At 74.7% G+C, this 24,210-nt stretch carries 22 protein-coding genes and 1 pseudogene; 10 read left to right on the top strand and 13 right to left on the bottom strand.

The window, feature by feature from the left end; all coding sequences use genetic code 11:
• Positions 1-51 precede the first annotated feature (51 nt).
• From AC2TEW_RS15980 to AC2TEW_RS15970, 3 genes are all read right to left on the bottom strand, one after another.
• Positions 52-1,182: an acyl-CoA dehydrogenase family protein gene (locus tag AC2TEW_RS15980; protein ID WP_484623999.1), complete on the bottom strand. Its 1,131-nt coding sequence runs from the start codon at positions 1,180-1,182 to the stop codon at positions 52-54.
• Positions 1,183-1,299: 117 nt separating this feature from the next.
• Positions 1,300-2,520, bottom strand: coding sequence for a cytochrome P450 (locus tag AC2TEW_RS15975; protein WP_484623998.1), 1,221 nt, complete (start codon positions 2,518-2,520; stop codon positions 1,300-1,302).
• Positions 2,521-2,852: 332 nt separating this feature from the next.
• Positions 2,853-4,142: a PucR family transcriptional regulator gene (locus AC2TEW_RS15970; RefSeq protein ID WP_484623997.1), complete on the bottom strand. Its 1,290-nt coding sequence runs from the start codon at positions 4,140-4,142 to the stop codon at positions 2,853-2,855.
• 515 nt (positions 4,143-4,657) lie between these two features.
• On the opposite strand from AC2TEW_RS15970, the gene AC2TEW_RS15965 reads away from it, so the two are divergent.
• Positions 4,658-6,013, top strand: a complete 1,356-nt coding sequence (locus AC2TEW_RS15965) for a lipase family protein (protein ID WP_484623996.1) — start codon at positions 4,658-4,660, stop codon at positions 6,011-6,013.
• A 99-nt stretch (positions 6,014-6,112) separates the two neighbouring features.
• Here the strand turns inward: AC2TEW_RS15965 and AC2TEW_RS15960 are convergent, their stop codons facing one another.
• Positions 6,113-6,382 carry a carbohydrate-binding module family 14 protein gene (locus tag AC2TEW_RS15960; protein ID WP_484623995.1) on the bottom strand — a complete coding sequence of 90 codons (270 nt, stop codon included), beginning with the start codon at positions 6,380-6,382 and terminating at the stop codon, positions 6,113-6,115.
• Between the two features lie 336 nt (positions 6,383-6,718).
• On the opposite strand from AC2TEW_RS15960, the gene AC2TEW_RS15955 reads away from it, so the two are divergent.
• Together AC2TEW_RS15955 and AC2TEW_RS15950 are read left to right on the top strand one after the other, a co-directional pair.
• Positions 6,719-7,291, top strand: coding sequence for a TetR/AcrR family transcriptional regulator (locus AC2TEW_RS15955; protein WP_484623994.1), 573 nt, complete (start codon positions 6,719-6,721; stop codon positions 7,289-7,291).
• A gap of 4 nt (positions 7,292-7,295) precedes the next feature.
• Positions 7,296-8,180 (top strand): SDR family oxidoreductase, encoded by an 885-nt coding sequence (locus AC2TEW_RS15950; protein ID WP_484623993.1) that lies wholly within the window; start codon positions 7,296-7,298, stop codon positions 8,178-8,180.
• 194 nt (positions 8,181-8,374) lie between these two features.
• Here the strand turns inward: AC2TEW_RS15950 and AC2TEW_RS15945 are convergent, their stop codons facing one another.
• Together AC2TEW_RS15945 and AC2TEW_RS15940 are read right to left on the bottom strand one after the other, a co-directional pair.
• Positions 8,375-8,839, bottom strand: a complete 465-nt coding sequence (locus AC2TEW_RS15945) for a hypothetical protein (RefSeq protein WP_484623992.1) — start codon at positions 8,837-8,839, stop codon at positions 8,375-8,377.
• A 275-nt stretch (positions 8,840-9,114) separates the two neighbouring features.
• Complete coding sequence (locus AC2TEW_RS15940) at positions 9,115-9,606, bottom strand: hypothetical protein (protein ID WP_484623991.1); 492 nt, start codon at positions 9,604-9,606, stop codon at positions 9,115-9,117.
• A 385-nt stretch (positions 9,607-9,991) separates the two neighbouring features.
• Here AC2TEW_RS15940 and AC2TEW_RS15935 point away from each other — a divergent pair, with 385 nt between their 5' ends.
• The 3 genes from AC2TEW_RS15935 to AC2TEW_RS15925 all read left to right on the top strand — a co-directional run bounded on the left by AC2TEW_RS15935 (position 9,992) and on the right by AC2TEW_RS15925 (position 12,035).
• The gene (locus AC2TEW_RS15935; protein WP_484623990.1) at positions 9,992-10,417 is read left to right on the top strand and encodes a nuclear transport factor 2 family protein; all 426 of its coding nucleotides are present in this window, start codon (positions 9,992-9,994) and stop codon (positions 10,415-10,417) included.
• Positions 10,414-11,253 (top strand): NmrA family NAD(P)-binding protein, encoded by an 840-nt coding sequence (locus tag AC2TEW_RS15930; protein ID WP_484623989.1) that lies wholly within the window; start codon positions 10,414-10,416, stop codon positions 11,251-11,253. Before AC2TEW_RS15935 ends, AC2TEW_RS15930 begins: the two co-directional genes overlap by 4 nt.
• 104 nt (positions 11,254-11,357) lie before the next feature.
• Positions 11,358-12,035, top strand: coding sequence for a TetR/AcrR family transcriptional regulator (locus tag AC2TEW_RS15925; RefSeq protein WP_484623988.1), 678 nt, complete (start codon positions 11,358-11,360; stop codon positions 12,033-12,035).
• Positions 12,036-12,051: 16 nt separating this feature from the next.
• Here the strand turns inward: AC2TEW_RS15925 and AC2TEW_RS15920 are convergent, their stop codons facing one another.
• Together AC2TEW_RS15920 and AC2TEW_RS15915 are read right to left on the bottom strand one after the other, a co-directional pair.
• On the bottom strand, positions 12,052-12,429 hold the full coding sequence (locus AC2TEW_RS15920) for a hypothetical protein (RefSeq protein ID WP_484623987.1): 378 nt from the start codon (positions 12,427-12,429) through the stop codon (positions 12,052-12,054).
• A gap of 103 nt (positions 12,430-12,532) precedes the next feature.
• The gene (locus tag AC2TEW_RS15915; RefSeq protein ID WP_484623986.1) at positions 12,533-13,717 is read right to left on the bottom strand and encodes a hypothetical protein; all 1,185 of its coding nucleotides are present in this window, start codon (positions 13,715-13,717) and stop codon (positions 12,533-12,535) included.
• A 214-nt stretch (positions 13,718-13,931) separates the two neighbouring features.
• Between AC2TEW_RS15915 and AC2TEW_RS15910 the strand changes: the two genes are divergently transcribed.
• Both AC2TEW_RS15910 and AC2TEW_RS15905 read left to right on the top strand, forming a co-directional pair.
• The gene (locus AC2TEW_RS15910) at positions 13,932-14,627 is read left to right on the top strand and encodes a hemerythrin domain-containing protein (RefSeq protein WP_484623985.1); all 696 of its coding nucleotides are present in this window, start codon (positions 13,932-13,934) and stop codon (positions 14,625-14,627) included.
• Between the two features lie 113 nt (positions 14,628-14,740).
• Complete coding sequence (locus AC2TEW_RS15905) at positions 14,741-15,676, top strand: TIGR03619 family F420-dependent LLM class oxidoreductase (protein WP_484623984.1); 936 nt, start codon at positions 14,741-14,743, stop codon at positions 15,674-15,676.
• 7 nt (positions 15,677-15,683) lie between these two features.
• Here AC2TEW_RS15905 and AC2TEW_RS15900 read toward each other — a convergent pair whose 3' ends face one another.
• The 3 genes from AC2TEW_RS15900 to AC2TEW_RS15890 all read right to left on the bottom strand — a co-directional run bounded on the left by AC2TEW_RS15900 (position 15,684) and on the right by AC2TEW_RS15890 (position 21,926).
• A complete protein-coding gene (locus AC2TEW_RS15900; RefSeq protein ID WP_484623983.1) occupies positions 15,684-19,085 on the bottom strand; it encodes an ATP-binding protein in 3,402 nt (1,133 codons plus the stop codon).
• Positions 19,086-19,158: 73 nt separating this feature from the next.
• The gene (locus AC2TEW_RS15895) at positions 19,159-19,956 is read right to left on the bottom strand and encodes a hypothetical protein (RefSeq protein ID WP_484623982.1); all 798 of its coding nucleotides are present in this window, start codon (positions 19,954-19,956) and stop codon (positions 19,159-19,161) included.
• Positions 19,957-20,354: 398 nt separating this feature from the next.
• Entirely contained in the window at positions 20,355-21,926 is a 1,572-nt protein-coding gene (locus AC2TEW_RS15890) for a PP2C family protein-serine/threonine phosphatase (RefSeq protein ID WP_484623981.1), read from the bottom strand.
• A 260-nt stretch (positions 21,927-22,186) separates the two neighbouring features.
• Between AC2TEW_RS15890 and AC2TEW_RS15885 the strand changes: the two are divergent.
• Positions 22,187-22,281: pseudogene (locus AC2TEW_RS15885) on the top strand.
• A gap of 71 nt (positions 22,282-22,352) precedes the next feature.
• Here the strand turns inward: AC2TEW_RS15885 and AC2TEW_RS15880 are convergent.
• Positions 22,353-22,925 (bottom strand): TetR/AcrR family transcriptional regulator, encoded by a 573-nt coding sequence (locus AC2TEW_RS15880; RefSeq protein ID WP_484623980.1) that lies wholly within the window; start codon positions 22,923-22,925, stop codon positions 22,353-22,355.
• Between the two features lie 121 nt (positions 22,926-23,046).
• Between AC2TEW_RS15880 and AC2TEW_RS15875 the strand changes: the two genes are divergently transcribed.
• Positions 23,047-23,487 (top strand): nuclear transport factor 2 family protein, encoded by a 441-nt coding sequence (locus AC2TEW_RS15875; protein ID WP_484623979.1) that lies wholly within the window; start codon positions 23,047-23,049, stop codon positions 23,485-23,487.
• A gap of 3 nt (positions 23,488-23,490) precedes the next feature.
• Here the strand turns inward: AC2TEW_RS15875 and AC2TEW_RS15870 are convergent, their stop codons facing one another.
• Complete coding sequence (locus AC2TEW_RS15870; RefSeq protein WP_484623978.1) at positions 23,491-24,210, bottom strand: class I SAM-dependent methyltransferase; 720 nt, start codon at positions 24,208-24,210, stop codon at positions 23,491-23,493.

The following is a 24,210-nucleotide window of genomic DNA, read 5'->3' as shown; positions in this document are numbered from 1 at the left end:
CCTGCTCACGGTCGTCGGCGGCGGACTGCCCGCCACCCGGTACGGACGGCGTCACCCGATGCGCAGCGGACGGCCGTCGAGGAACTCGCGCAGCGGCCCCGCCATCCGGGCGCGGGACGGCGGGTGAAAGGCCAGTCCGCCGGCGGCCGCGGCGAGGTACGCGCCCTCCGGCGACCCGATGAACGCCATGCCGCCCAGCGCCGCCAGGCAGGCCGCCGTGGTGCGGGCGATCGCGTCCTGGGCCGCGTACCTGGCGTGCAGCGCCTGGACCAGCAGCGCGTCCGTCCACGGCTCGCTCTCCATCGCTCGCGCGACCGCCTCCACCGCGAGCATCGCGGCGCCGACGTCCACCGTGTACGCGGCGGGATCGTCCGGCCCGCCGCCGGGGCGGTCGAGCACCCGCTCGACCAGCCCGCCGGCCACGCCCAGGTACCCGGCCGTCAGCAGCAGCTCGAACCAGAGGAACCCGGCCACGTTCAGCGCGTCGGGCACGGCGTCGGCGGTGACATCCGTGAGCACCACCTGCTCCGGGTCCACCTCCACGTCGGTCAGCACCACCTGCTCGCTCTCCGCGCCGGCCAGCACCGGCGTACGCCAGAACGGCCGCACCTCGAGACCGGGCGAGGTGGCCGGGACGAGCGCGATGGCGAGCCGCTCGACCCCGTCCTCGTCCGCGAGCAGCACCGACGCGGTCAGCAGGTCCATCGAACGGGCCAGGCTGCACGGCATCTTGCGGCCGTTCAGCACGATCCGGCCGCCTCGCCGCCGCGCGGTGATGTGCGGGCGCAGGATGTTCTGCCCGGAGTTGCCCTCGGCGAAGGCGGAGGCCAGCAGCAGCCGCTCCCCGGCCACGGACTCCAGCAGCACGCCCTCGAGACCGGAGCCGTACTTGGCCGCCTCGGCGAGGCCGGCGACGGAGAAGTGGTGCATGGTGGTGGCCACCGCCAGCGACGGGCAGCGCGCCCCGATCGCCCGCTGCACCCGGACGGCCTGCAGCGCGCTCGCGCCGGCGCCGTTGTGCTGCGCGGGCACCAGCAGCGCCGGACCGCCGGCCTCCCGGAACGCGCGGACGGCCGGACTGGGGGCGCGTTCCAGCTCCGCCAGCGGGAGACGGGCGAGCTGCCCGTCCAGCCCCGGCATGAAGGTCTCCAGGGTGGCGCGTTCGAGCTGCAGGTAGTTCATCACGGACCTTCTCGGGAAGCGGCCGGGGACGGATGGACAGGACGGTGGTGGCGGCCCGGGGACGGGGTGGCAGGCCGGGGACGGGGTGGGTGGCGGTTCCGGGGAGCGGCCTCGCCGTCAGCCGGTGGTGGTCAGCGGGAGGTCGTCGAACGACCGGAGGGTGAGCGCGGACCGCCGCACGGGCGGGCCGGCCAGGGCGAGGTCCGGGAACCGGAGCAGCAGCCGGCCGAGCAGCGCCTCGGCCTCCGTCCGGGCGAGCGTCGCACCGGGGCAGTGGTGCCGGCCCGCGCTGAAACTGAGCGCCTTGCTGTCGGTCCGGCGGACGGAGAACCGGTCCGGCTCCGGGTGCCGGGCGGGGTCGCGGTTGGCGGCGGCGAGCACCGTGGTCACCGAACCGCCGCGGGGGACCGGCACCCCGGCCACCTCCACCGGCCGGGCGGCGATCCGCTCCGTCAGCAGCACCGGGGAGTCCCACCGCAGTGACTCCTCCACGGCGGCCGGGACCAGCGCGGGATCGTCCCGGACCAGGGCGGCCTCGCCGGGGTGGCTGAGCAGGGTGTGGACCATCGTGCCGAGCAGGGCTGTGGTGGTCTCGAAGCCGGCCACGAACAGCAGCACGAGCAGGTCGGCCAGTTCCCGGTCGGTCGGCGGCGGATCGACGGCGTGGCGCTGCTCGATCAGGGCCGAGGCGAAGTCCTCGGCCGGGCGGGTCCGGCGCTCGCGCAGCAGCGTGCCGAAGAACTCCCGCAGCTCCACCACGGCCCGGTCGGCGCGCGCCCAGTCCTCCGGGGTGCGCACCGGCTCCAGCAGCCGGCTCGCACCCCGGCCGAGGCGTTCGAACCGGCCCTGCTCCGCCCGGGGCACGCCGATCAGGGCGCCGATCAGGGTGACCGGCAGCGGACGGCCCACCAGTTCCTGGAAGTCGGCCGTGCCGCCCGAGGAGGTCGCGTCCGCGAAGGCGTCCAGCAGCTCCTCGGTGATCTTCTCGGCGGTCGCCCGCAGGACGGCGATCTGCCGGGCCCCGAGCGCGCCCGCGACCAGGCCGCGCAGCCGGCTGTGGTCGGGGCCGTTGGTACCCAGCAGCGAGGAGTAGAAGAACTCCGCGGCCGGCCGGTCCCGCTGGTCGGGAAACGCCTCCGCGCACCACTGCCGGTCGGGTACCAGGAATTCGGGCCCGGTGAGCACCTGCTGGCAGTCGGCGAAGCGGGTCAGGACGTGCGAGCCGAGCGTCTCGCTCAGGTGGACCGGACGGGTCCGGCGCAGTTCGGCCAGCGCGGGATAGGGGTCGTGGCTGCCTTCCGGCGTGAAAATCGACAGAAGGTTCGACTCTGCGTCCATCGATCTCCAGGTCGGCTCGGGTCAATTCGCACCAGGCAGGATGGAGAGTACACGAAATGCTCCGGTGGATCCGGATCTCAAAGTGCGTGTACGGTGCGGGAATTCACGCTATTCCATATGAAGATCTGAGAGATCCGACCATGTGATGCGGCGCGGGCGCGGGGCCGGTGCCAGGGACATTCCCGGAGCCCCCGGTGCGCCGACTTCGAGCCCGGCCGCGATAGGCAGGAACCCGACCAGGTCGGGACGCGCTTCGATCTCCGGCCCGCCGGGGAGACCGTCGCGGACGTCGGACTGCTGCTCCCGCCGGGTCGTGGCCGCCGCCCGGACTCTCAGCCGAGCCGGGTGGTGTCATGGGCGGCCAGGGCGGCGCGCAGGGTGAGCTGGTCGGCGCCGCGGGCGGCGTCCAGGCCGGTGAGGTCGGTGACCTTGCGCAGGCGGTAGTCGACGGTGTTGGGGTGCACCTGGAGCCGGGCGGCCGTACGGCGGCGGTCGAGACCGCAGGCGAGGAAGGCGCGCAGGGTGCCGAGCAGTTCGGCCCGCCCGGCCAGGGGTGCCAGCAGCGCCGCGAGGCTGTCCCTGGCCGGGCTCGGGCGGCTCAGCTGGTACTCCAGCAGCACGTCCTCGAGGAGGTACAGCCCCGGTCCGCGGCCGGAGGCCTGCGCCACCTCCCGTACCTCGCCCACCAGCCGGGCGGCGTCCGCGACGCCCTCGGGTGCGGCGGTGGCCGCCGCCACCACCAGTTCCGCGCCGCACACCCGGCCGAGGTGCTCCACCAGCGCGGCGAGCCGGTCCCGTTCCGGGCCGGCCAGGGCGGCGGTCGGCGACCCGGCGGTGGGCCGGTCGGCGTGCGGGGTGTCGCAGGGCAGCAGCACCAGCCCGCCGTTCCCGGACAGCGCGGACAGCGGGACGCCGGTGGTGCGGCGCTGCAGTTCGTTACGCAGCCGCCGTAGTTTGCGGCGGGCGGCGACGGCGTGGTTCACGCCGGGCAGCAGTTCGTCGGGGTGCGGTCCGAGGGTGATGGCCAGCACCAGGTAGCAGGCGGGCAGCGGGAGCCCGGCACGGTCGGCCACGGCCCGGGCGTCGCCGCCCTCCAGCAGCCGGGACAGCAGGGACTGCCGGGCGACCTGCTCGTCGCCCAGCGCCGCCTGGCGCTCCTGGACGTACCCCGCCGCGACCGCGCAGCTCACCAGCCGGAGGTAGTCGAGCAGCCGCTGCTGGACCAGCAGGACGTCCGGCAGGTCGCCGGGCCCGGCGGCCGCGAGGACCCGCTCCGCGCACTCCTGCGCGCCGAAGTGGTAGGCCCCGACCACGGCCTCCAGTGGCACGCCCTCGTCCGCGCGTCTGGCCGAGGACTCGCTGATCCGGGCCAGTTCGGCGTCCGCGGGCAGGTCGCCGGTGCGCAGCACGTCGGTGAAGGCGCGGATCCCGCGGTCCACCTCCCGGGTGATCTCGCCGCGCAGCTGCTCGGAGGGGAGCGCGCCGTAGGCGGGGAGCCGTTCGACGAGCCGGGCCATCACCGCGGGTGCCAGGGCCGGCGCGGCGGCGCGGAGCCGTTCGTGGACGGGGAGTCCGCCGATCCGCGGTGCCGGGTCGCGTCCCGCCGCGTTGGATGCGGTCACAATCCACCTCGCGAATCTCTGTTGTCCGGCCCGGGGACACGGCGCCGTAACGTCGTCATCATGTTCTCCAGGACGTTACTTACCAGTTGGTAACACGCCTGCCGGTTGGACCACCAGAGGTGCGCACACCCCGACCGCACCATCCACCGGCCCCCCACACCCCCACGTACCGGAGGACCGCCTTGCCCGCGCGAACAGCCGCCGCGCCCCCACCCCCACCCCACCGCCTCCGCCGGCCACGGCCCGCCCGGCACACCTGCCGCCCCGAGGCCGAAACGGCGTGACTCCCCGGCACTTCTGACGCCGTGATGCCCTGGCGCCCTGCAGTCCTGCCGCCGTGACGCTCTGACGTTCCGACGTCCCGGTGCCGTCGTCACCTGCCCGGGGCGCGTTCCCGTGCGGCGCTCTCCGCGCCCGCCACGTCACCCCTTCGTGCCTCCGTACGGCCGCGCCACCCGCGGCACCCCGCACCGCCACCAGATCCTGATGATCCCATCCCACGAACCGGGGGAGTCATGCGCAAGAACACGTCCCGGCTGCTGTCCGCGGCCGTCACCGCCGTCCTGGCCGCGACGGCCGTCGCCGCCACCGCAGGGCCGGCCGCAGCCGTCGCCGGATCCGCCGCACCGCGGGCCACGGCGGCGAGCGACCCGTTCTACACCTACGACGGCAGCACGCCGCTGGCGTCGCTCGAACCGGGCACCGTGCTCAAGACCCGGACCCTGCCGTACCACGTCCTGGGGCTGCCCACCCCGGTGCGGGCGATCCAACTGCTGTACCGCACCACCGACGCCCAGGGCCGCCCCGCCGCCAACGTGACCACCGTGGTGAGAAGCCTGACCGGGGACGGCAGCAAGGCCGTCTCGTACCAGTCGTTCTACGACTCCCTCGACCCGCAGGACAGCCCGTCCCGGGCCGTCGCCGGCGACCTCAGCCTCGGCGGCCTCATCCCGAACGCCGAGGCGCTCTTCCTGGTGCCGCTGCTCCTGCAGGGCTACAACCTCGTCATCCCGGACACCGAGGGGCAGTCGGCGGACTTCGCGGCCGGCCCGGAGTACGCGACCACCACCCTCGACTCGATCCGCGCCGCCACCAGGTCCGCGGCCACCGGTCTGGGCTCCGACACCGCCTTCGGCCTGATGGGCTACTCCGGCGGTGCGATCGCGACCGGCTGGGCGGCCGCACTCGCGCCCGCCTACGCCCCCGACGTCAACCGCAAGCTGGTCGGCTTCACCGAGGGCGGCCTGCTCGTGGACCCGGCCCACAACCTCAAGTACGTGGACGGCTCGCTGGCGTGGAGCGGTGTCATCCCGATGGCGGTCATCGGGGTCTCCCGCTCCTTCGGCATCGACCTCAAGCCGTACCTGAGCGACTACGGCCTGACGGTCTACCAGCAGCTGGAACACGGGTCGATCGTCGACGCCGTCGGCCACTACCCCGGGCTGACCTGGAAGAAGATGGCGAAGCCGCAGTACGCCGACCCGAACTCGGTGCCGGCCTTCCTCGACGCGGTCAACCGGATCAACCTCGGTTCCGCCGCCACCCCGACCGTCCCCGGCTACATCGCCCAGGGCAACGGCGGTGTCCTGGAAGGAACCCTCGGCAGCCCGGCGGGCATCGGCACCGGCGACGGCGTGATGGTCGCCGGCGACGTCCGGGCCCTCGCCCGGCAGTACTGCGCGACCGGCAACGGTGCGATCGAGTACCAGCAGTTCGACCTGCTCAGCCACGTCGGCGTGCCCGTCGTCTGGGCGCCCCTCGCCCTGGGCTGGCTGAACGACCGGTTCGCCGGCCGCACCGCCCCCTCCGACTGCGGCCACATCCCCGCGGGCAACTCCCTGGCCCCGGAACAGCCGGCACCCGCCTCCTGATCCCCGGCCGTGACGCCCGAGGCCCCGCCGCACCCTGACCCGCGCGGCGGGGCCGCACCACCACGTGCCTGGCCCGCATGGCCCGCATGTCCGTCGCGTTCAGGGAGCCGGTCGGACGTCGACCTGCGCGGGTCGGGCCGGTACGGGTCGGGCGCCCGCCTGGTCGGGATAGTTGCAGGTGAGCAACTCGGTGTCCCAGTCCAGGCCGGCAGGGCAGTCGAAGCGGTAGGCGGTGCCGTTGCTGCACTCCCAGAACTTCGTGGGATCGGGGTCCGGGTAGTACTGCTGGTCGCCGGGGCAGGGCTTGGTCTCGTACTTCGGCTGCCCACCGCCGGCGGCTGCCGCTACGCCCGACGGTACAGCCGACATCCCCATGGCCAGGCCACACAGGACCGCTGCCACCAGAGTGCGCCTGGCACTCAGTTTCGTCACGTCATGTCCTTCCGGCTGGGCCCGAGTCGGACGCCCTGGGCCAGGGTGCCTCTCCCGGCAAGATCGATCATTCGGTCCAACGATGCCCCGGCCGTCCGGACACGGCTCCGGCCGGCGGCCGGTGCCTGGTTCTCGGTGACGGAGTCCGCCCCGACCGGTTCCGGTTCCGCCTGGCCTGCGGCGACGCGTGGGCATGGCTTCGTGGTGGTGCCGCCTCTGCGGCTGCGGCGGCCTCGGATTGACACGAGATTAGTAAGTAGTTACTAATAACCCATGACCGAGAACAGAGGCGCCCGTGCCAGCGCCGCCGACCGGCGTGCGGAGATCGTGGACGCCGCGATCGAGGAGTTCGCCGCCTGGGGCCTGGCCGGAGCGTCGATCGAACGGGTCGCCGCCCGCGTCGGCATCTCCCAGCCGTACGTCTACCGGCTCTTCAGCAGCAAGAAGGAGCTATTCCTCGCCGCACTCGGCGAGATCACGGCGAGGATCTCGGCGGCCTTCGCCGACGCCGTCGGCACCCGCCCGGCCGATGAGGCGCTCGCCGCGATGGGCGAGGCCTACCTGGGGCTGCTGGCCGCCCGGTCCGAACCGCTGATGCTGCTCCAAGGGATCGCCACCGGAGCCGACGAGGAGATCCGCGGCCGAGCGCGGGACAACTTCCGGCTGCTGGTCGAGCAGGCCCGCGCCGCCTCCGGAGCGAGCCACGCCGAGGTCCAGCAGTTCTTCGCCTTCGGCATGCTCGCCACGGTCGCCGCGGCCATCGACATGCCGGAACTCACCGCCCCGGCGGAAGCGGCGCGTCCCGACACCGACTCCGACACCGACTCCGACCAGAGAGAGAACTGAACCGATGGAGCGCATCCTTGTCATCGGCGCCACCGGCCGCAGCGGGGGACCCGTCGCCCGCCACCTGCACCGCGACGGCGTCACCGTCCGCATCCTGGCCCGCGACCCCGAGCGCGCCCGGGCCCGGTTCGGCCCCGGCTACGAGATCGTGGCCGGCGATGTCGAGTCACCCGACAGCGTGCGCAGAGCGCTGCAGGACTGCACGGGGGTGCACGTCAGCATCGCAGGCGGCCCCCGGCCCCAGGACTTCGACCGGATCGAGCACCTGGGCACCGCCACCGTGGCCCGCCTGGCTGCGGAAGCGGGCGTTCGGCTGCTGACCTACGTCTCCGGGTCGACCGTCCGGCCCGAGAGGGCCGACTTCCCCGCCACTGCGGCCAAGCTCGCCGCCGAGCAGGCGATCCAGGCCGGGGGCGTCCCCTTCACCATCTTCCGGCCGAGCTGGTTCATGGAGTCGCTGCCGTCCTTCGTGCGCGGCGCCCGGGCCACCGTCCCGGGGCGCCAGCGGCTGCCCTTCCACTTCCTCGCCGCCGACGACTTCGCCCGGATGGTCGGCGCGGCCCACCGGACCGGCGCGGCCGTCGGCCGGACCCTCACGGTGTTCGGCCCCCACGCCGTGTCCATCCCCGAAGCGCTGGCTGAGTACTGTGCCATCGCCCACCCCGGCAGCAAGGTCGCCGCCGCTCCGCTCGGCCTGCTGCGCGTGATCGCCGCGCTGGGCCGCGACGCCGCCTTGGCCGGCGCGGTCGACAGCATGGCGTACTTCCGCAACGCCTCCGAGTCCGGTGACCCGGCCGAGGCGAACGACCTGTTCGGATCGCCCACCACCACCATCGCCGAGTGGAGCCGACGCGCCGACGGGCGGTCGGCTGCGCCGAAGGCGGCGTGACGGTCCGCCACCGAAACGGCCCGACCCCGGCCGCACAGGACCGCACCCGGCGGGGCGGCGGACGCCGGGCCCGGAACTCCGGCCGATCCCGCGGCGTGGCGGCCGGACGGCTGCGGGGCCGGTCCGGTCCGAGGGCGGGGGTGCGGCGGTGGGTCCTCGGAGGTGACTCCGGAGGACCCACCGTCACGCGGGTGTCAGCACCATGCGTCCTGGGACGCCCACAGCGTGCCGCCGTTGGCGTAGTCGTGCATCGTGCCGGTGGCCATGCAGCCGTTGACCGTTGCGTAGGTCCCCCACTGGTCCGGGGAGGCCGAGTGGATGTCCACGTACGCGTCCACGTTCTTGGAGGAGGTCGGGCCGCTCACGGTCACCCTGCCGTTGCCCCAGGGCCCTTCGAGGTCGACGTACACCAGTGTGGTGTGGGTCTGGCGGTACGTCTCGTCCCACTGGAAGTGGGCCTCGGCGGTGCCGCAGTTGTTGTAGAGCTGGACGACCTGGCCGACGTACTGGCCGCCGATGTGGATGCTCGCCCCGGTGCCGATGTAGATCCAGTTGCAGGAGCGGGTGTTGGCCGGTGCGGCCGGGGCCGCGGCAGCGGCGGTGGTGGTCATCGTGAGCGCCGAGGTCGCCGCGGCGACGAAGGCATGGCGAAGGCGCATGAGCGCTACCCCCCGTAGATGTTCCCGGCCGGGTGGCCGGGGCTCAGCAGGAGCGTAAGGAGCGGACACGGAGGACCGGCAGACGCGTTCAAGCCAACTCTCTTGTGATGCAAGGTGGTTGACCTGTAGCCAGGAAGCGGGTGCGTTCCGGTGATCGGTGGGCCGGAGGCCGGGGTGAGTGGACCGGGTCGGCGGCCACCCGGTGTTTCGGGTCGCCCGCGCGCCGGCTCCCCGCGTCGACCGGCGAGGAGTGCCACGGGTCACGCGTGGACGGGTCAGTGCCAGGGGTCTGCCGGACGGCTTCCTTGGGCTGCTGCGAGGCGCCCGGCGGCGGCTCGCATCCGGTTCTCCCAGGAGGCGAAGGCCGCAGGCCGGTGGACCCGGAGGCTGTCCAGGTGGTCCTCCTCGGTTGCGGTCCGGAGGAAGTGCAGCTCCGGCTCTGTCGCCGTGTCCGCCATGCCGTGCCAGAGCGTGCCGGCGACCGCTTCGGGGGTGATGTCGCCGCTGGTCAGGCGGGCCGCCAGGTGGTGCAGCAGGTAGCGCTCCGCCGTGTCGCTGTCGGGTGTCCGGACGCCGAGTTCCTTCATAGCTCGAGCGAGGACGCCTTCGAGTTCGGATGCGCGGTCCTTGCGGGATCGTCCGGCGAGATCCCGCAGAGCGGGCGAGTCGTACCCGCAGGCAAGGAGTCCGGCCGCGGCCATCGGAAGGTCCTCCGGGAGCACGAGTCCGACGGCGTGCTGCCAGGCCAGGGTGAAGGCGGTGTCCATGCTGCCATGGTGCCGGGCTGCGATGGGCGATGACCAGCAGTTTTCGGCTCAGCTCCGCTGTGCCTGCCTGTCCTTGACGGGCCGGGTCGAGCGGTGCCGCCCGGGTCGGTCGCGCCCCTCATCCGTGGTGCCGGTGCGGCGGGGTGCGCAGGTGGCTCGGTGAGTCGCGCCCGTCAGTCGTCTTCCTCTTCCCGCGCGGGACTTCGATGCGCCGGGCAGGTTCGACGGTGGGTTGTGAGTGCGCCGCCCGGCGGGGGCGCCTTGTTAAGTGGACTGGCGGTCCGTATGCTTCAGGTAATACGGACTGCCGGTCCGTTTGTGCGTCGGTATCCCGGCCGGACGGGCCGGGACCGCCGTGATGTCGAGCAGAACGGAACCCCTGACCATGACCATCCCCCTGACACCCGCGGAGCTCTACCGGCACGGCCTGCAGCTGCTGCTGGACAAGGACGTCCCCGCCTGGGTGGAGCTGTGGCACGAGGACGGCGTCCTCGAATTCCCCTTCGCGCCCCAGGGCTGGCCCCGGCGTCTCGAAGGGAAGGCCGCGGTCGGCGCCTACATGCGCGACTACCCCGACCACATCGACCTGCACGACTTCCCCGAGGTGACGATCCACCGGACCACGGCCGCCGGGACGATCGTGGTGGAGATGCGCGGGGTCGGCCGGCTGGTGAAGACCGACAGCCCGTTCGAGATGACCTACATCGCCGTCGTCACGGTCGAGGACGGCCTCATCACCTCCTGCCGCGACTACTGGAACCCCCTCGCCGTGTCCCTGCCCGGCGCCGACTTCGCAGGAACGAACCGATGACCACCACCCGCGCCGCCCTGGTCACCGGGGCCACCGGCACCACCGGCCGCCGCGTCACCGCCGCCCTGACCGCCGAGGGCCACCGCGTCCGCGCCACCAGCCGTACGGCCACCCCGGTCGAGGGGGCGCAGAGCGTCCGGTTCGACTGGAACGAGCCCGCGACCTGGGACGCGGCCCTCGACGGTATCGACCGCGCCTACCTCGTCCCGCCCGTCGGCTCCTCCGACCCGGCCGCCGTCATGGTGCCGTTCCTGCGCCGGGCCCGCGCGGCAGGGATACGCCGCGCGGTGCTGCTCAGCTCCTCCGCGATCCCCGCCGGCGGCCCGGCGGTCGGCCAGGTCCACCAGGTGCTGCCGGAGCTGTTCGAGGAGTGGGCGGTGCTGCGGCCCTCCTGGTTCATGCAGAACTTCACCGGTGACACCCCGCACGCCCGTTCCATCCGCGCGGACGGCGCCATCCTGACGGCCTGCGGGCAGGGGCGCGTCGGGTTCGTCGACGCCGCGGACATCGCCGCCGTCGCCGTCCGCGCCCTCACCGACCGGCAGGCGCCCAACACCGACCTGGTCCTCACCGGCCCGCAGGCGCTGAGCTACGACGAGGCCGCCGCGACCATCGCCGAGGTCACCGGCCGGCCCGTCGTGCACCGGCAGCTGACCTTCGAGCAGCTGCGCGACCGCTGGGCGGCCGAGATCCCGCTCGAGTTCGCCACCATGCTGGCCGGAATGGACCGGGCCATCGCCGACGGCGCCGAGGACCGCACCTCGGACACGGTCGAGCGCCTCACCGGCCGGCCCCCGGGGACGTTCCGGGACTTCGTCGCGCGGGAGGTCCGGTGAACGGCTGAGCGAGGGCGCCGCCGCCCCGGCGCGACCGTCACCCGCGCCGACCGGCGGCATATCATGCCCGGGGGCCGGGACGGCCCGACGACCTAGGAGGACCTGTGGCCCAGCGCACCGGCCGCACCAGCAGCACCGGCAGCACCGGCCGCACCAGCAGCACCAGCGCCACCGGCAGCGCCGAGCGCCCCGAGCGGGCGGACGCACTCCGCAACCGGGAGGCCGTCCTGGCCGCCGCCGACGCCCTGTTCGCCGCCAGCAGCAGCCCGCAGGCGGTGTCGATGGACGAGATCGCCGCGGCCGCGGGCGTGGGCAAGGGCACCCTGTTCCGCCGCTTCGGCGACCGCGCCGGCCTGATCGCCGCCGTGATCACCTCGCGCATGGAGCCCCTGCACCGGGCCGTTCAGCAGGCGCAGGAGAAGGCGCAGGAGCCGGACGCGGCCGGGGGCGGGCCGCGGCAGCAGGTGCTGGACCTCCTCGACGCCGCGCTCAGCTTCAAGATCGAGAACCGGAACCTGATGTCGGCCGCCGAGGACGCCGGGCTCAGCAGCCCGTACCGGGCGGAGCACTACGGCTGGTGGCACGGGACGCTGCGCGGGGCGCTGGAGCGGGTGCCCGGGGTCGGCAACCCGGACTTCACCGCCCACGCCCTGCTGGCCGCCGTCCGCGCCGACCTGGTGGCCCACCTGATCGACGATCAGAAGATGACGCCCGCGGACCTGCGGTCCTCGCTCGCCGCCCATGTGGAGAACGTCCTGGGCCGCCCCGGCCCCACCCCGTAGCGCACGGGATCCGGGCTCACAGCGGGGTGAGGACGTCCGGGTGGGTGCCGTCGAGGACGAAACCGTTGTCCCAGCGGACGCGGACCGTCGCCAGGTTCCCCCGTTCCCGGTGTGCGGCCCACTGCGGCTCCAGCGCGGCGATCTGTGCCTCCAGGCGGTCGCGGCTCGCCTCGGGCATGGTGTGGCCGTAGTCCGCGAACAGTGCGGTGAGCCGCTGGTACTCGCGGACGTCCTCGCTCTCGGGGAGCTCCCCGTCCACCCGCTCGACCGTGCCCTCCAGCCCGGCGCCCAGCGACAGGAAGCCGACGGCCGCGGCGGGCTCCCCGGCGACCGCCGCCTCACCGATGCCGAGGTCCTCCGCCAGCCTCACGCGCCGGCCTTCCTCCAGGGTCATCCGTCCTCCACCTCTCGCTCGATCGGGGCCGCGGGTGCAGCAGGGCCGGCCGGTGCCGGCTGGCGTCCCGTTCACCGGCCATTATCCGGCCGGGCGGGCCCCGCTACGGCCGCGGGTGGACGGTGCGGCGGCCGCCGCCGCGGGACGGTCCGAAGCCGGCCAGGATCCGGGCGGTCTGCTCCTCGTCGGCGCCCTCGACGTCGATGCTGCCGCGCACGTGCAGGGCGCAGTGCGCGAACCGCGGCGCCAGGGCCGCGAGGGCGGCCGACGGTTCGCCGTCGCAGTGGTGGCGGCGGATCCGCAGGTCCCCGATGGTCAGGGACTCGAGCTGGGGAAGGACGGGGGAGTCGGCGAGCGCGGAGAGTACCTCGAGCGGTTCCGCGTCGAACTCGGCGCTGCCGAGATCGAGTCGGCGCAGCGCCGGGTGGGAGGCGGGCGTGAGTTCGCCGAGCTGCTCGGCCGGGCAGGCGGCACCGAAGACATCGACGCCGATCTCCGCGGTCAGGGACGCCAGCGCGGGGGTCCGCCCGACCGCGAAGACCGAGCCGTCCGAGATGACCGGGCCGCGGACGCGAAGGCTGGTCAGGTGCTCGTGGTCCACGGAGTGGAACAGGAACGCGCCCTCGAGTTCCAGGGTGCGCAGGGCGGGCACGGCGTCCCAGACACCGGTCCGGACGAGACCCTCGCCGTGGAAGTCCAGGGGATCGATCCGGCGGCCGGCCGAGCTCACCCCGTCCTCGTACAGGTCCTCGAACTCGTACCCGAAGGAGAGCCGTTCCAGCCGGGGGCGCGGGTGGGCGGCGAGCGACGCGGCGGTCTGCTCGGCGGAGTGGTGGTAGTCGGTGAGGCGCAGGTCCAGCGCGCGCAGCCGGTGGGCGGCGGGGTGGGAGAGCAGCGCGTCGATCAGGGCGCCCTCCCACTGCTCGGGGTCGGCCGGGTCGACGGCGGCGGCGTGCGGCAGGCCCGCCCGAAGCCGCGCCACCAGGTCGTGGCGGCGCGCTCGGGGGTCCGCGGCCAGCCGGAAGCGGGCCTCGTCGATGAAGCCGAGGCGCCAGGTGAACACCCAGGAGCCGTCCGCGCGCAGCTCCTCCAGCCCCAGCTGCCGCTCCACGTCCCGATAGCGCGCGGCCAGGCCGGCCGGATCCGGGCCCGGCGCCCCGCCGTCGAGCTCCAGCCGGATCGCCGCTCCCCGCAGGTCACCCGCCCCGGTCAGCAGATCCGCGTGAGCGAGCCAGGCGTGGGGGTCCTCCGTCTGCGGGGCGGCGAGCGCCGCGCCGGGGTTGTGCATGCCGTCGTCTCCACGGGTCTCGGGGCCGCGCCCGGACGCGGCGGGCTGTGCGCGGACGAGTCCGGCCGCGCCCGGACGCGGCGGGCTGTCACCGAACGATAGGGCCCGGTACCGACAGTTCCAGCGCCGGGCCGGGCGGCGGGTTCCGTCCCCGCGCCGGGCGGGGCAAGTCGGCTGCAAGTGCGCTGCAACAGCGCCGCGAAGACTGGGTGTCATGACTTCGAACAACCCTTCCGACCCCACCGTCCACCCCTACACCCGCGAGATGGCGATGATCCACCAGGTGTTCCGCCGTGAGACGCGCCTGCTGGCCGAACTCGTCCAGGACGTCCGTCCCGACGACACCGTACGGGCCGGGGTCCTGGCCGAGCACTGGCGGCAGTACGCGGTCGGCCTGCACGCCCACCACACCGGCGAGGACGAGATGCTCTGGCCGGTACTGCTGCCGCACCTCGACCTCGACGCCGAGCAGGTCCTCGCGATGGAGGCGCAGCACCGCGGCCTCGACGACGGGATCACCGAGGTCCACGTACTGGTGGAGCGGTGGCAGGCGGGTGCCCGGGCGGAGGACCGGGACGAACTCGCCGAGGCGCTGCGCAGGCACCACCGGCAGCTGTGCGCCCACCTGGACGAGGAGGAACGGCAGGTGATGCCGCTGGTCGCGCTGCACGTCAACGAGGAGCAGTGGCGTGCGGTGGGGGAGCGGGGGCTCGCCGAGACACCCCGCAACCGGCTGATGATCGCCTTGGGCGCGATCCTGGAGGACACCTCGCCCGAGGAGCGCCGCGAGTTCATGGCCAGGCTGCCCGCCCCGGCCCGGGTGCTGTGGAGGTTCGTCGGGCAGCGGCAGTACCGCCGGGAGACCGACCGGATCCGGGGGCGGGCCCGCGGCCGCCGTACCACCGCCTGACGCACCGTCGCCGGAGCCGCCAGTCCTGGAGCCTCCGGCCCCGGAGCCGCCAGTCCCGAAGCCCGCCGCCCGGTGCCCGCCGGGCACCCCGACCGACCGAGGAACCCCCACCGATGCGCATCGGATTCTCCGTCCCCCAGTTCGGCCCGTTCGCCGACCCCGACCGCAGCGCCGCGATGTGCGCGGTGCTCGAGGCGATGGGCTGCCACAGCCTCTGGGTGGCCGACCGCCTGCTCGCCCCGCTCACCTCCCCCGACGGCTACCCGGGCGGGAAGGAGATGCCCCACCGGTACGCCACCCACCTCGACCCGCTGCTCGCGCTGGGGGCGGCGGCCGCGGCGACCGAACGGGTCCGGCTGGGCAGCAGCACCCTCAACGCCCTCTGGCAGCCGCCGCTCGTCCTGGCCCGGGCGCTGACCACCCTCGACCTGATCAGCCACGGACGCCTGGACGTGGGGATCGGGCTGGGCTGGATGCGTGAGGAGTACCAGGCCGCCGGGGTGCCCTGGCAGGGCCGTGGCGCACGGCTGGAGGAGACCCTCGACGTCCTGGACGCCGTCTGGCGTTCGGACCAGGTCGTCCACACCGGCCCGCTGTGGACGGTCCCGGCCTCGACCGTCCTGCCCAAACCCTGCCAGCGGCCCGGACCGCCGGTCCTGCTGGGCGGGTTCTCCGCGCCCGCACTGGAGCGGGTGGGCCGGCGGGCGGACGGCTGGCTCGCGGCCTCGATGCCGCTGCCGTTCCTCCACGGCCTGTGGGCGGTGGCCGTCGAGGCCGCCGAGAAGGCGGGCCGGGACCCGGCGGGGCTGCGGCGGGTGTTCCGGGTGAACCCCGAGGTCGGCAATGTCGAGGCCGCCCCCGAGGAGACCCACTTCCGCGGCACCGTCCGGCAGATCTGCGACCACCTGCGGGTGATGTGCCAGGCGGAGACCGACGAGGTGCTGGTGGACCTCCAGCTGACCACGGACTCGCCGCAGGAGTTCCTCGACCTGGCCGCCGCGTTCCTGGCCGAACTGGCCGGGCCCGCCCTCCCCGCCGGGAGGCGCTGATCAGGCGTTAGGCCGGCGCGGGCGGCAGGGCGGCCAGCGCGGTGCGGGCGGCGTCCGCCCAGTGCGGGGAGTCCCAGGCGGACGCCACCCGCTCGGCCTCCAGGTAGTGCAGCCGGGCCTGGTGCGGCCGGTCCAGGAACCCCGCCAGGTCGCCCAGGGTCTGCGCGACGGGCCGGAAGACGATGCTGAGACTGCCGGCGCCGCCCGCCAGCCCCTGAAGGGGCAGCAGGTCCCGGTAGACCTCGTCGGCCGCCGCCCGGTCGCCGAAGGCGACGGCGGCCGCGCCGCGCAGCCCGGCCAGCACGGAGAAGGCGAAGTCACGCCGCAGCGGCCGGCGCCGCCCGAACACCTCCCGGGCCGCCGCCGGCCGGCCCGCGGCCAGCAGCGCCAGAGCGGTGAGCGACTCGTTGTGCGGCTGGTACTGCTCCCACACCGCGAGCAGCACCGGCAGCACCTCGGCGAGCCGCCCCTGCTGCAGCCGGATGCACCCGACCGCCAGCCCCGCCAGCCCGCTCAGGTCGACGGCGCCGCGGGCCCGCAGCTCCGCCACCGCCGCGCCCAGGTCCTGCTCCGCCTCGTCGAAACGCCCCCGGGCGGCGGCCACCATGGGGTGCCGCAGCCTGGCCACCGCGTACGCGCCCTGGAGTTCGTAGGTACGGGCGATCCCGTCGGCGCGCACCAGGCAGCGCTCCAGCTCCGCCGGGTCGTTGCGGGCGGCGGCGATCCGGGCCGCGGTGTAGGCGCTCATCCAGGAGTACTCGGGGCTGTCCTGGGCGGCGGCCACCGCGGCGAGCTCCCCCTGGAGCTCCCGGTAGGTGTCCGGCTCGAGTTCGCAGTCGACCCGGCGCAGCAGCGAGGTCAGCGTCAGACCCAGCAGCCGCGGCTCGTCCAGGGTGCGGGCCAGCTCCACCGCCCGGCGCGCCACCTCCGCCGCGCGCGGATCGGTGTCGTCGAGCGCGTCGGCGAGCTGGTCGAGGAGCAGGCACCGCCGCCGGCCGGTCAGGTCCGTTCCCGCCAGCAGCCCGTCGAGTTCCGCGACGGCCTCCGGGTCGGAGTCCGCGTACGGGCGCACCCGCCACGGCGTCGGCTCGGTCCAGGTCGTGTACGCGGCGGCCAGCAGATCGGCCCGGCCCTGCGCACGGGCCACCAGGACGGCCTGCTGCTGCGCCTCGCGGGCGGGCACCACGGCCCCCATCCGGATCCGGCAGTCCACCAGCTGACCCAGCAGCGACACCCGTAGCAGGGCGGCGTCCTGGCCCGCGAACGCGGCCGGATGGTCGGCGAGGAGGGCGAGCGCCGCGTTCAGCAGGGCCTCGGCGTTCTGCGGGGCGTAGCGGCGCACCGCCTGCTCGCACGCCAGCCGGACGTGCTGGACCGCCGGAGCGGCGTCGGCGGTCACCACCGGCGCCGCCCGCAGGAGGTGATGGGCCGTGGCGGCGACGTCGTCCGAACCGAGCGCGATCAGGCTCCTGCCCAGCCGAGAGTGCATCCGGGCCAGCCGCAGCCGCGTCAGGTCGGCCTCCAGGGCGTCGCGGACGAGGGCGTGACTGAAGCGGACCGTCCCCGGACGCGGCTCGCCGAGCAGACCGGCGGTCACCCCCGCGTCCAGGGCGTCCAGCAGCTGTTCCGCGTCGCCGTCGACGGCGTGCAGCAGCAGGGCCACCGGCGCCTCGCGCCCGGCGACGGCCGCCAGCCGCAGCCCGGCCGTGACGGCCGGCGGGAGCAGTGCCAGCCGCCGCCGCAGCACGTCCTGCACCCCCTGCGGGACCCGGGCCAGCGCCTGCTCCTCGCCCTCACCGGCGAGCAGCAGCGAACTCTCCCGCAGGTGGAAGGGGTTGCCCCCGGCCCGTTCGGCCAGCGCCACCGCGGCCCGCTCGCTCATCCCGGCCGCGGTGCGCCGCAGCAACTGCTTCGCCTGGTCGTCCGACAGCCCGCCGAGCGCCATCCGGACGGGCGAGCACGCGGCCAGCCGCGCCAGCGCCCCGGTCAGGTCGCCCTCACCGGTCCGGTACGAGCCGACCAGCAGCAGCGGGACGTCACGCAACTGCTCGGCGCAGAGCAGGAAGAGCTCGACGCTCTCCTGGTCACCGCGGTGCAGGTCGTCCAGCACGATCAGCAGCGGGCGCCGGCCGGCCGTCTCGCGCAGCCAGCCGAGCAGCGCCCGGTGCAGGCGGAAACGCCCGGCGGGGCTGCCGTCCGGCTGCCCGGAGCCGTCCGCCGAACCCGGGGCCAGCAGCGGGGCGAGCTCGTCGGCGTACCGGCCCGGCGGCGCGGTCCGCGCCAGCGCGGGCAGCATGTCGAACCAGGCCCGGCCGGGCGGCGCGCCCTCGGTCTCGGGGCACTGCCCGTACCCCGTCAGCCAGCCCTGCCCCGGCAGTTGGCGCACCGCCGCGTCCAGCAGGCTGGACTTGCCGATGCCCGCCTCCCCGGAGACCAGGACCAGCTGCGCCCGGCCGGCCCGGGCCCGGTCCGCGGCGGCGGCGAGGGCGGCCAGCTCCTCGTCACGGCCCAGGAGCTGGTGCGCCGTCAGGGCGGTCGGTGTGCCGACCGGCTCCCCTACGGCGGGCACGGGAGCGGAGGCCGGGACCGCCGGGACCGCCGACGCCCCGGGACGCACGACGGTGGCGGCGGGCGACCCCGTCGCGCGGTGCAGCAGGTCGAGGCGCTGGTGCAGCAGGGCCTGCTCGAGCTCCAGCAGAGCGGGCCCGGGGTCGACGCCCAGCTCCTCACCGAGGGTGCGCCGGGCCTGCCGTAGGGCGGCCAGGGCGTCCCCGCGGCGGTCGCGGGCCCACAGCGCCAGGGCCAGCAGCCGCCAGCCCTCCTCGTGCAACGGCTGCTCCCGGGTCAGCGCGCCCGCGTCCTCCAGCGCCTGCGCGGAGCGTCCGCTGCCCAGCCGCGCCGCGGCGAGCCGCTCGCGGGCGGTGCGGTGCACCTCCTCCAGGCGGGCCCGTTCACCCGCGGTCCACGGCTCGTCCGAGAACTCCGCGTACGGCTGACCGCCCCACCAGGTGAGCGCCTCGGCCAGGCCCTCGGCGGCGGGCCCGGCAGGCAGCTGCTCCCGGGAGCCGGCCGCCACCCGCTGCTCGAACACCCAGGCGTCCACGGCGTCCTGCCCCACCGCGAGGGCGTAGCCGTACGGTGCGCTGACCAGCAGCCGGGCCGGGGACCGCGGCGCCCGGTCCGGTTCGAGGACGCGCCGCAGCCGAGCGATGTAGGCGTGCAGCGACGCCTGCGAACTCGACGGGACGCGGGTCGGCCACAACCGCTCGATGATCTGCTCGGTGGGCACGACCGCCCCGCGGGCGAGCAGCAGCTGGACCAGCACCATCCGCGCCAGCCGGCCGCCCGCATCGACCGGGCGGCCGCCGACCTCGACCCGGAACGGGCCGAGCACCTTCAATGTGATCATGACGGGAGAATCGTAGAACGGCGGCCCGGGGCCCGCCCGGCCGGGCCCTCCTTGCAGGACCCGGCCCGATCTGTCAGGCCGTGGTGAGCTTGGCCTTGAACTGCGAGTAGTCGATCACGTTGTCGGCCGGCGGGGCCTGGACGGTGATGGGCTTGTCGAAGTCGCTGAAGGTCATGTCGCCGGGCTCCGCGCCGTCGTGGACGACCTTGAGCACGTAGGGCTTGCCCTCGGTGGCGATGTACACGGTGGTCTTCGAGCCGTCGTCATCGGTGACGACCGCGGTGAAGGCCTTGGTGCCGTCGACCGTGGTGGCGGAGCCCTTGACCGCGTCGTCGTCGGTGCCGTCGTTCTCGGCCATCGACTTGACGAGGTCGCACATGTCGGCCAGCCCGGCGAGCTCCGGGTCGTCCTTGGCGCCGGTCAGGTAGCGGCCCTTGAACAGTTCGGCGGCCATCGCCCCGGCCTGCGGGTTGCCCTGACCGCCGGCGATGCTCTTCCAGAACGCGGCGTCCGGCTTCAGGAAGCTGGTGCCGCCGGTGTGGATGATCTCGATCTGGCCCAGGTCGGCGACGGCGATCGTGCCCTGGCAGTTGCCCTTGGTGTCGGACGCCAGGTCGAGCTTCATCTTCTGGCCCTCCGTCACCAGGTTCCCGGAGACCTTCACCGAGGACAGCGACGCCATGGCGTCGTGGGACTGCTTCTCGATCTCGGCGAGGGTCAGCTTGTCGGTGTCCAGGTGCCCGCCGGCACCCTTGGAGGCCGCCGCGGACTCGGCGGAGACGGCCGGGGCCTTGTCCGGGCCGCACCCGCTCGCCCCCAGGACCAGGGCGGAGCAGACGACGGCAGTAGCGGCAAGACGCTTCGAGAGCATGGACTTCCTTCTCACGGACTGACACGGGCAGCGGCCAGTATGGGGCCCGCCGGGCCGTGCCTGCCAACCGTTTCCCGAGGGACCCGACGGGACCGCGGTGACCAGGGACGGGTGCCGCGCATCCGGGGCTGGTACTCGCCCACCTCGTAGGTCGCGTTGCGTTCGGGGAGGTCCTGCGGGCCGTGGACCACCACACCGCCGGGGAACCGGAGCCCGGGCGTGCAGCGCCACAGCCAGGTCAGGACGGGAACGGGGCCTTCGGGGGTCGGTGCCACGGCCGGGCGTCTGCCACCGGCCGCCGACAGCGGGACGGCCCGGCGGGGCCACCCCACGGCCGGCCGGTGTCCGGCTCGCCCGGCGCCGCCCGGAGTCGTGCGGACGGCCGCCCTCGCCGGACCTCACCGGCCGGGGTGGCCCGCAGGGCTCGCGGACACGGGGAGCGGGGCAGCAGCGAGGAGGCTGATGTCGTCGCGCGTCCAGTCGATGCCGAACCGGTCGGCCGCCTCGTACAGGGCGGTGACGGCGCTCTGCGGGACGGGGGAGGGGAGGGCGGCGAGGAAGTCGGTGACGCGCCGGTCCCCGAACTCCTCCCCGGCGCGGTCACGGCCTTCGGTGAGTCCGTCGGTGGACAGCACGAGCAGATCCCCCCGGTGGAGGCCGGTGGTGCGGGCCTGCCAGCTGCCCGGTGGGGCGCCCAGCAGCGGGTGGACGATGGGGCCGGTGGCCGGCAGGCGTTCGACGGCGCCGTCGGCGTGGCGCAGGAACGGCTCCTCGTGGCCGGCGTTCGCCCACGTCAAGGTCGAGTGCTGCGGGTCCAGCACGGCGATGGCCAGGGTGGTGAAGCGCTCCTCCTCACCGGCCAGGGCCTGCCACACGGCATGGAGAACGGTGTCCAGATCGCGCCCGAGCCGCAGGCCCACCTGCACCACGGTCTTCAGACGAGCCGCCAGCAGACCCGCATCGACCCCGTGCCCGCAGACATCGCCGAGGAAGACGGCCGTCGCCCCGCCCGGCAGCACCACGGTACCGAGGTAGTCGCCCGCGATCAGGCCCTCGGCCGCCCGGACGTCACCGGCCACCGCGACCCCGCGGCCCGGGGCGTCACGGGCGGTCAGAACCTCGCGCAGACCCCGCACGGCAGGACCGATCTGGACCAGGGCCTCCTGATCCCGCCGGGACTGGCGCTGCGACAGATCCAGCCGCCGCCGCACCCCCTCCGCCTCCTGCGCCAGCCGGCCGAGCCAGCCCCGGCCGCTCCCGGGCGCGGGCGAGGCATCGGTGATCCCGCCGGCCGTGCGCCGCAGGTTCTCGGCCAGCACGGCGGCGGGGGACAGGTAGCGCCGCTGCAGCACCACCGCGGCCACCACCGCCGCCAGCAACAGCGCGCCGGACAGCGCCAGGATGTAGAGCATCACCGCCGCCATGTGCCACGCCGTACCCTCCACCTCCCGGCGCCTGCGCTCCTCCAGCAGCGCGGCCAGGCGGACCGTCCGGGCGTCGAGGGCCGCGTACGTGCCCATGGCCGGGCCGGCATCCGCGCTCACCGCGGAGGCGGGGACCGCGCACAGCGGCATCACGTCCACGGCCGGGCCGGGGCCGGTGTCCGCGAGCCACCGGCTCCCCGCCAGCCGGACGGCGGCGACCTCGGTCTCCACCTCGTCGTCCGCACCGGCCGAAACGCGGCCCAGCGCCGCCAGGTGGTCCTCCAGCCGGCCGCTCGCCCCCTGGCGCAACGGCGGCCCGGCCGGTCCGGCCAGGCACGCGGCCCGGACGTCGCCCGCCGCGGCGCGCAGGTCGCCGAGCTCGGTCGCCGCCGGGCGCCAGCGGGTCTCGATCCGCTGCGCGGCCTCTTCGTGGTGGCGGTTCAGCACCACCCCGACCACGGCAACGCCCGCCGCCAGGAGGGCCGCCGAGGTCACCAGGGCGGCCAGCAGCACTCTCGATCCGGTCAGGCGACGCAGTGACGGCACATCCGCCGACGCTACCGACCGGCGCGGCGCCTGTCCGCGCCACCACGCCGAGCCCCCGACCCGCGCCGAGCCCCCGACCCGCAGGGACGTAGTCCCGGCGCGCCGCATCCGGGCCGCGCCGGCCGGACGCCGGCGGCGCGTCGCGCGTCGGTTGCACGTCGGCGTCGGGTCAGCGGCCGGTCAGCGGCCGGTCAGCTCCGGGTCAGCGCGTCGGGGCATCCTGAGGACACGTCAGGGCCCGCGGAACAGGCTCCTGACCGGGAGAGGTGCCCGGAGCGGTTCATCGGGTGCCTGGCCAGCGATGGCCGAGCAGGGTCCTCCGGGGCCCGCGCAGGTTCGAATCCTGCCCTCTCCGCCGACTACGGCACCACCCTCCCGACCCGGTGCGAGGCCGCCGTTGCCCTCGGGGGACGCGGAACGGGCCGGTCAGCGCGCCCGCAGCCCGTCCAGGACCACCGCGAAGATCCGCTCCCGCGCCGACCCGTCGTCCCCGAGCTGCTCCATCGCCGTGGTCGTACCGACCACCAGGGCGACGAGGTCCGGCAGGCCCACCTCCGGGCGGACCGCCCCCACGCGCTGCGCCCCGGCCAGCAGCTCGGCGAGCCGTTCGCGGATCGCCTCGGTGGACTCCCGCAGCGCCGCGTGCGCGTCCACGCCGGCCGCCGCGAGCGCCTGGGCGAACTCCTTCTTGCCCGCAGACTGCTCGACCACCAGGCGGAAACAGTCGAAGAACGCCTCGGCGGGCGCGGATCCGGCGGGCAGCTGCGCCGCCCGGGCCGCGATCGACTCGAGCCTGCGCACCATGACGGCCTCGAGCAGTGCCTCCTTGGTCGGGAAATGCCGGAAGAGCGTGCCGACGCCGACCCCGGCGGCCCGGGCGATCTCCTCGGTCGGCACACCGACGCCGCGGGTGGTGAACACCTCGGTGGCGGTGTCCAACAGCCTGGCCCGGTTGCGGGCCGCATCCGCCCGCAGCGGGCGTTCCTGAGCGCCGCTCATCTCTTCCAGCCTCTCCTGTCCGGTGGTGCAGCGACACTGGACAAGCGGAGTCGCTAGTCCGTATCGTCATAAGCGGATTCGCCAGTCCGATTCTGGCGACACCTACCGCTGGGGGTCGAGCATGTCCGAAACGCTGTCGCCTCGTGAAGTCTTCACCAAGCTGCTCGAGGGTATCGGTGCGGGGCGGTTCGCCGACCTCGCGGACCTCTACGCCGAGGATGCGGTGGTGGAGATCGCGTTCGCGCCCGGCGGTCCGCTCCGGTTCGAGGGCCGGACGGTGATCGGGGAACGGTTCAAGGAGCTCGGCGCGGGCCTTCCCTTCGACCTGACCCCGGTGAACGTGGTGGTCCGGGAGACCGAGGACCCGGAGGTGATCGTCGGCGAATGGGACCACCAGGTGCGGAACCGCACGACCGGGCGGACCGTCACCGCCGCCAACATCCAGGTGCTGCGCGTCCGCGACGGTCTGATCGTCCGCAGCCGGGACTTCCACGACCACCTCGCCCTCGCCGTGGCCGGCGACGGCCTGCCGCAGCTGGTGGAGGCGCTGGGCGGCGCCTGACGGTCACCGGTCCGCGAGGACCGCCCGCACCCAGGTGCCGTCCGCCGTGAGGTGCGCGTCCACCGCCAGACCCACCTCCGCCGGCGCCGCCGCGAACTGCTCCTCCGTCAGGGGCCGGGACAGGAAACGCTGGGTCCAGGTGGCATCGGGGAACTCGTACTCCGCATGGACCGCGTTCACGCCCTCGCCGGCGGGCTCCGCCGAGAGGATCCGCACGGTGTGGCCGCCGGGGTCGACGCGCTCGCGCGGCAGGTTCGTGTGCCAGTCCGCGCCCTCGCGCTGGATCAGCACGCAGCCGGACCCCGCGAGGTGCCGGACACAGGTGCGCAGCAACGCCCGCCGGACCTCCACGTCAGCAGCGTGGACGAGGAACGAGGCCAGCATCACCACGGCGAAGGTCTCGCCCAGGTCGAGGTGCTCGATCGGGCTGCGGACGGTGCGTGCCCCGCGGATGCGGTCGAGCATCTCCCGGGACTCGTCCACGGCGGTGACCCGGAACCCGCGCGCCAGGAGCGGGTGGGTCACCCGCCCCGCCCCGCAGCCCAGTTCCAGGATGTGAGCGCCCGCCGGTACGGCCGCGGCGACGGCGTCTGGCTCGGCGCCGGCCGGCAGCCGCGCGTACAGCTCGACCGCGCAGCCGTCCGGGGTGATCACGCCGGGCCCGGTGCCCCGGTGTCCAGGTCGCCAGTTCGGTTCCACGCCGGTCCAACGGGCGAGGGCCAC

The sequence above is a fragment of the Kitasatospora sp. NEAU-CNBT7 genome, assembly GCF_057220535.1.
The sequence above is the reverse complement of the archived record's forward strand: the minus strand, read 5'-3'. Positions and strand labels throughout refer to the sequence as shown.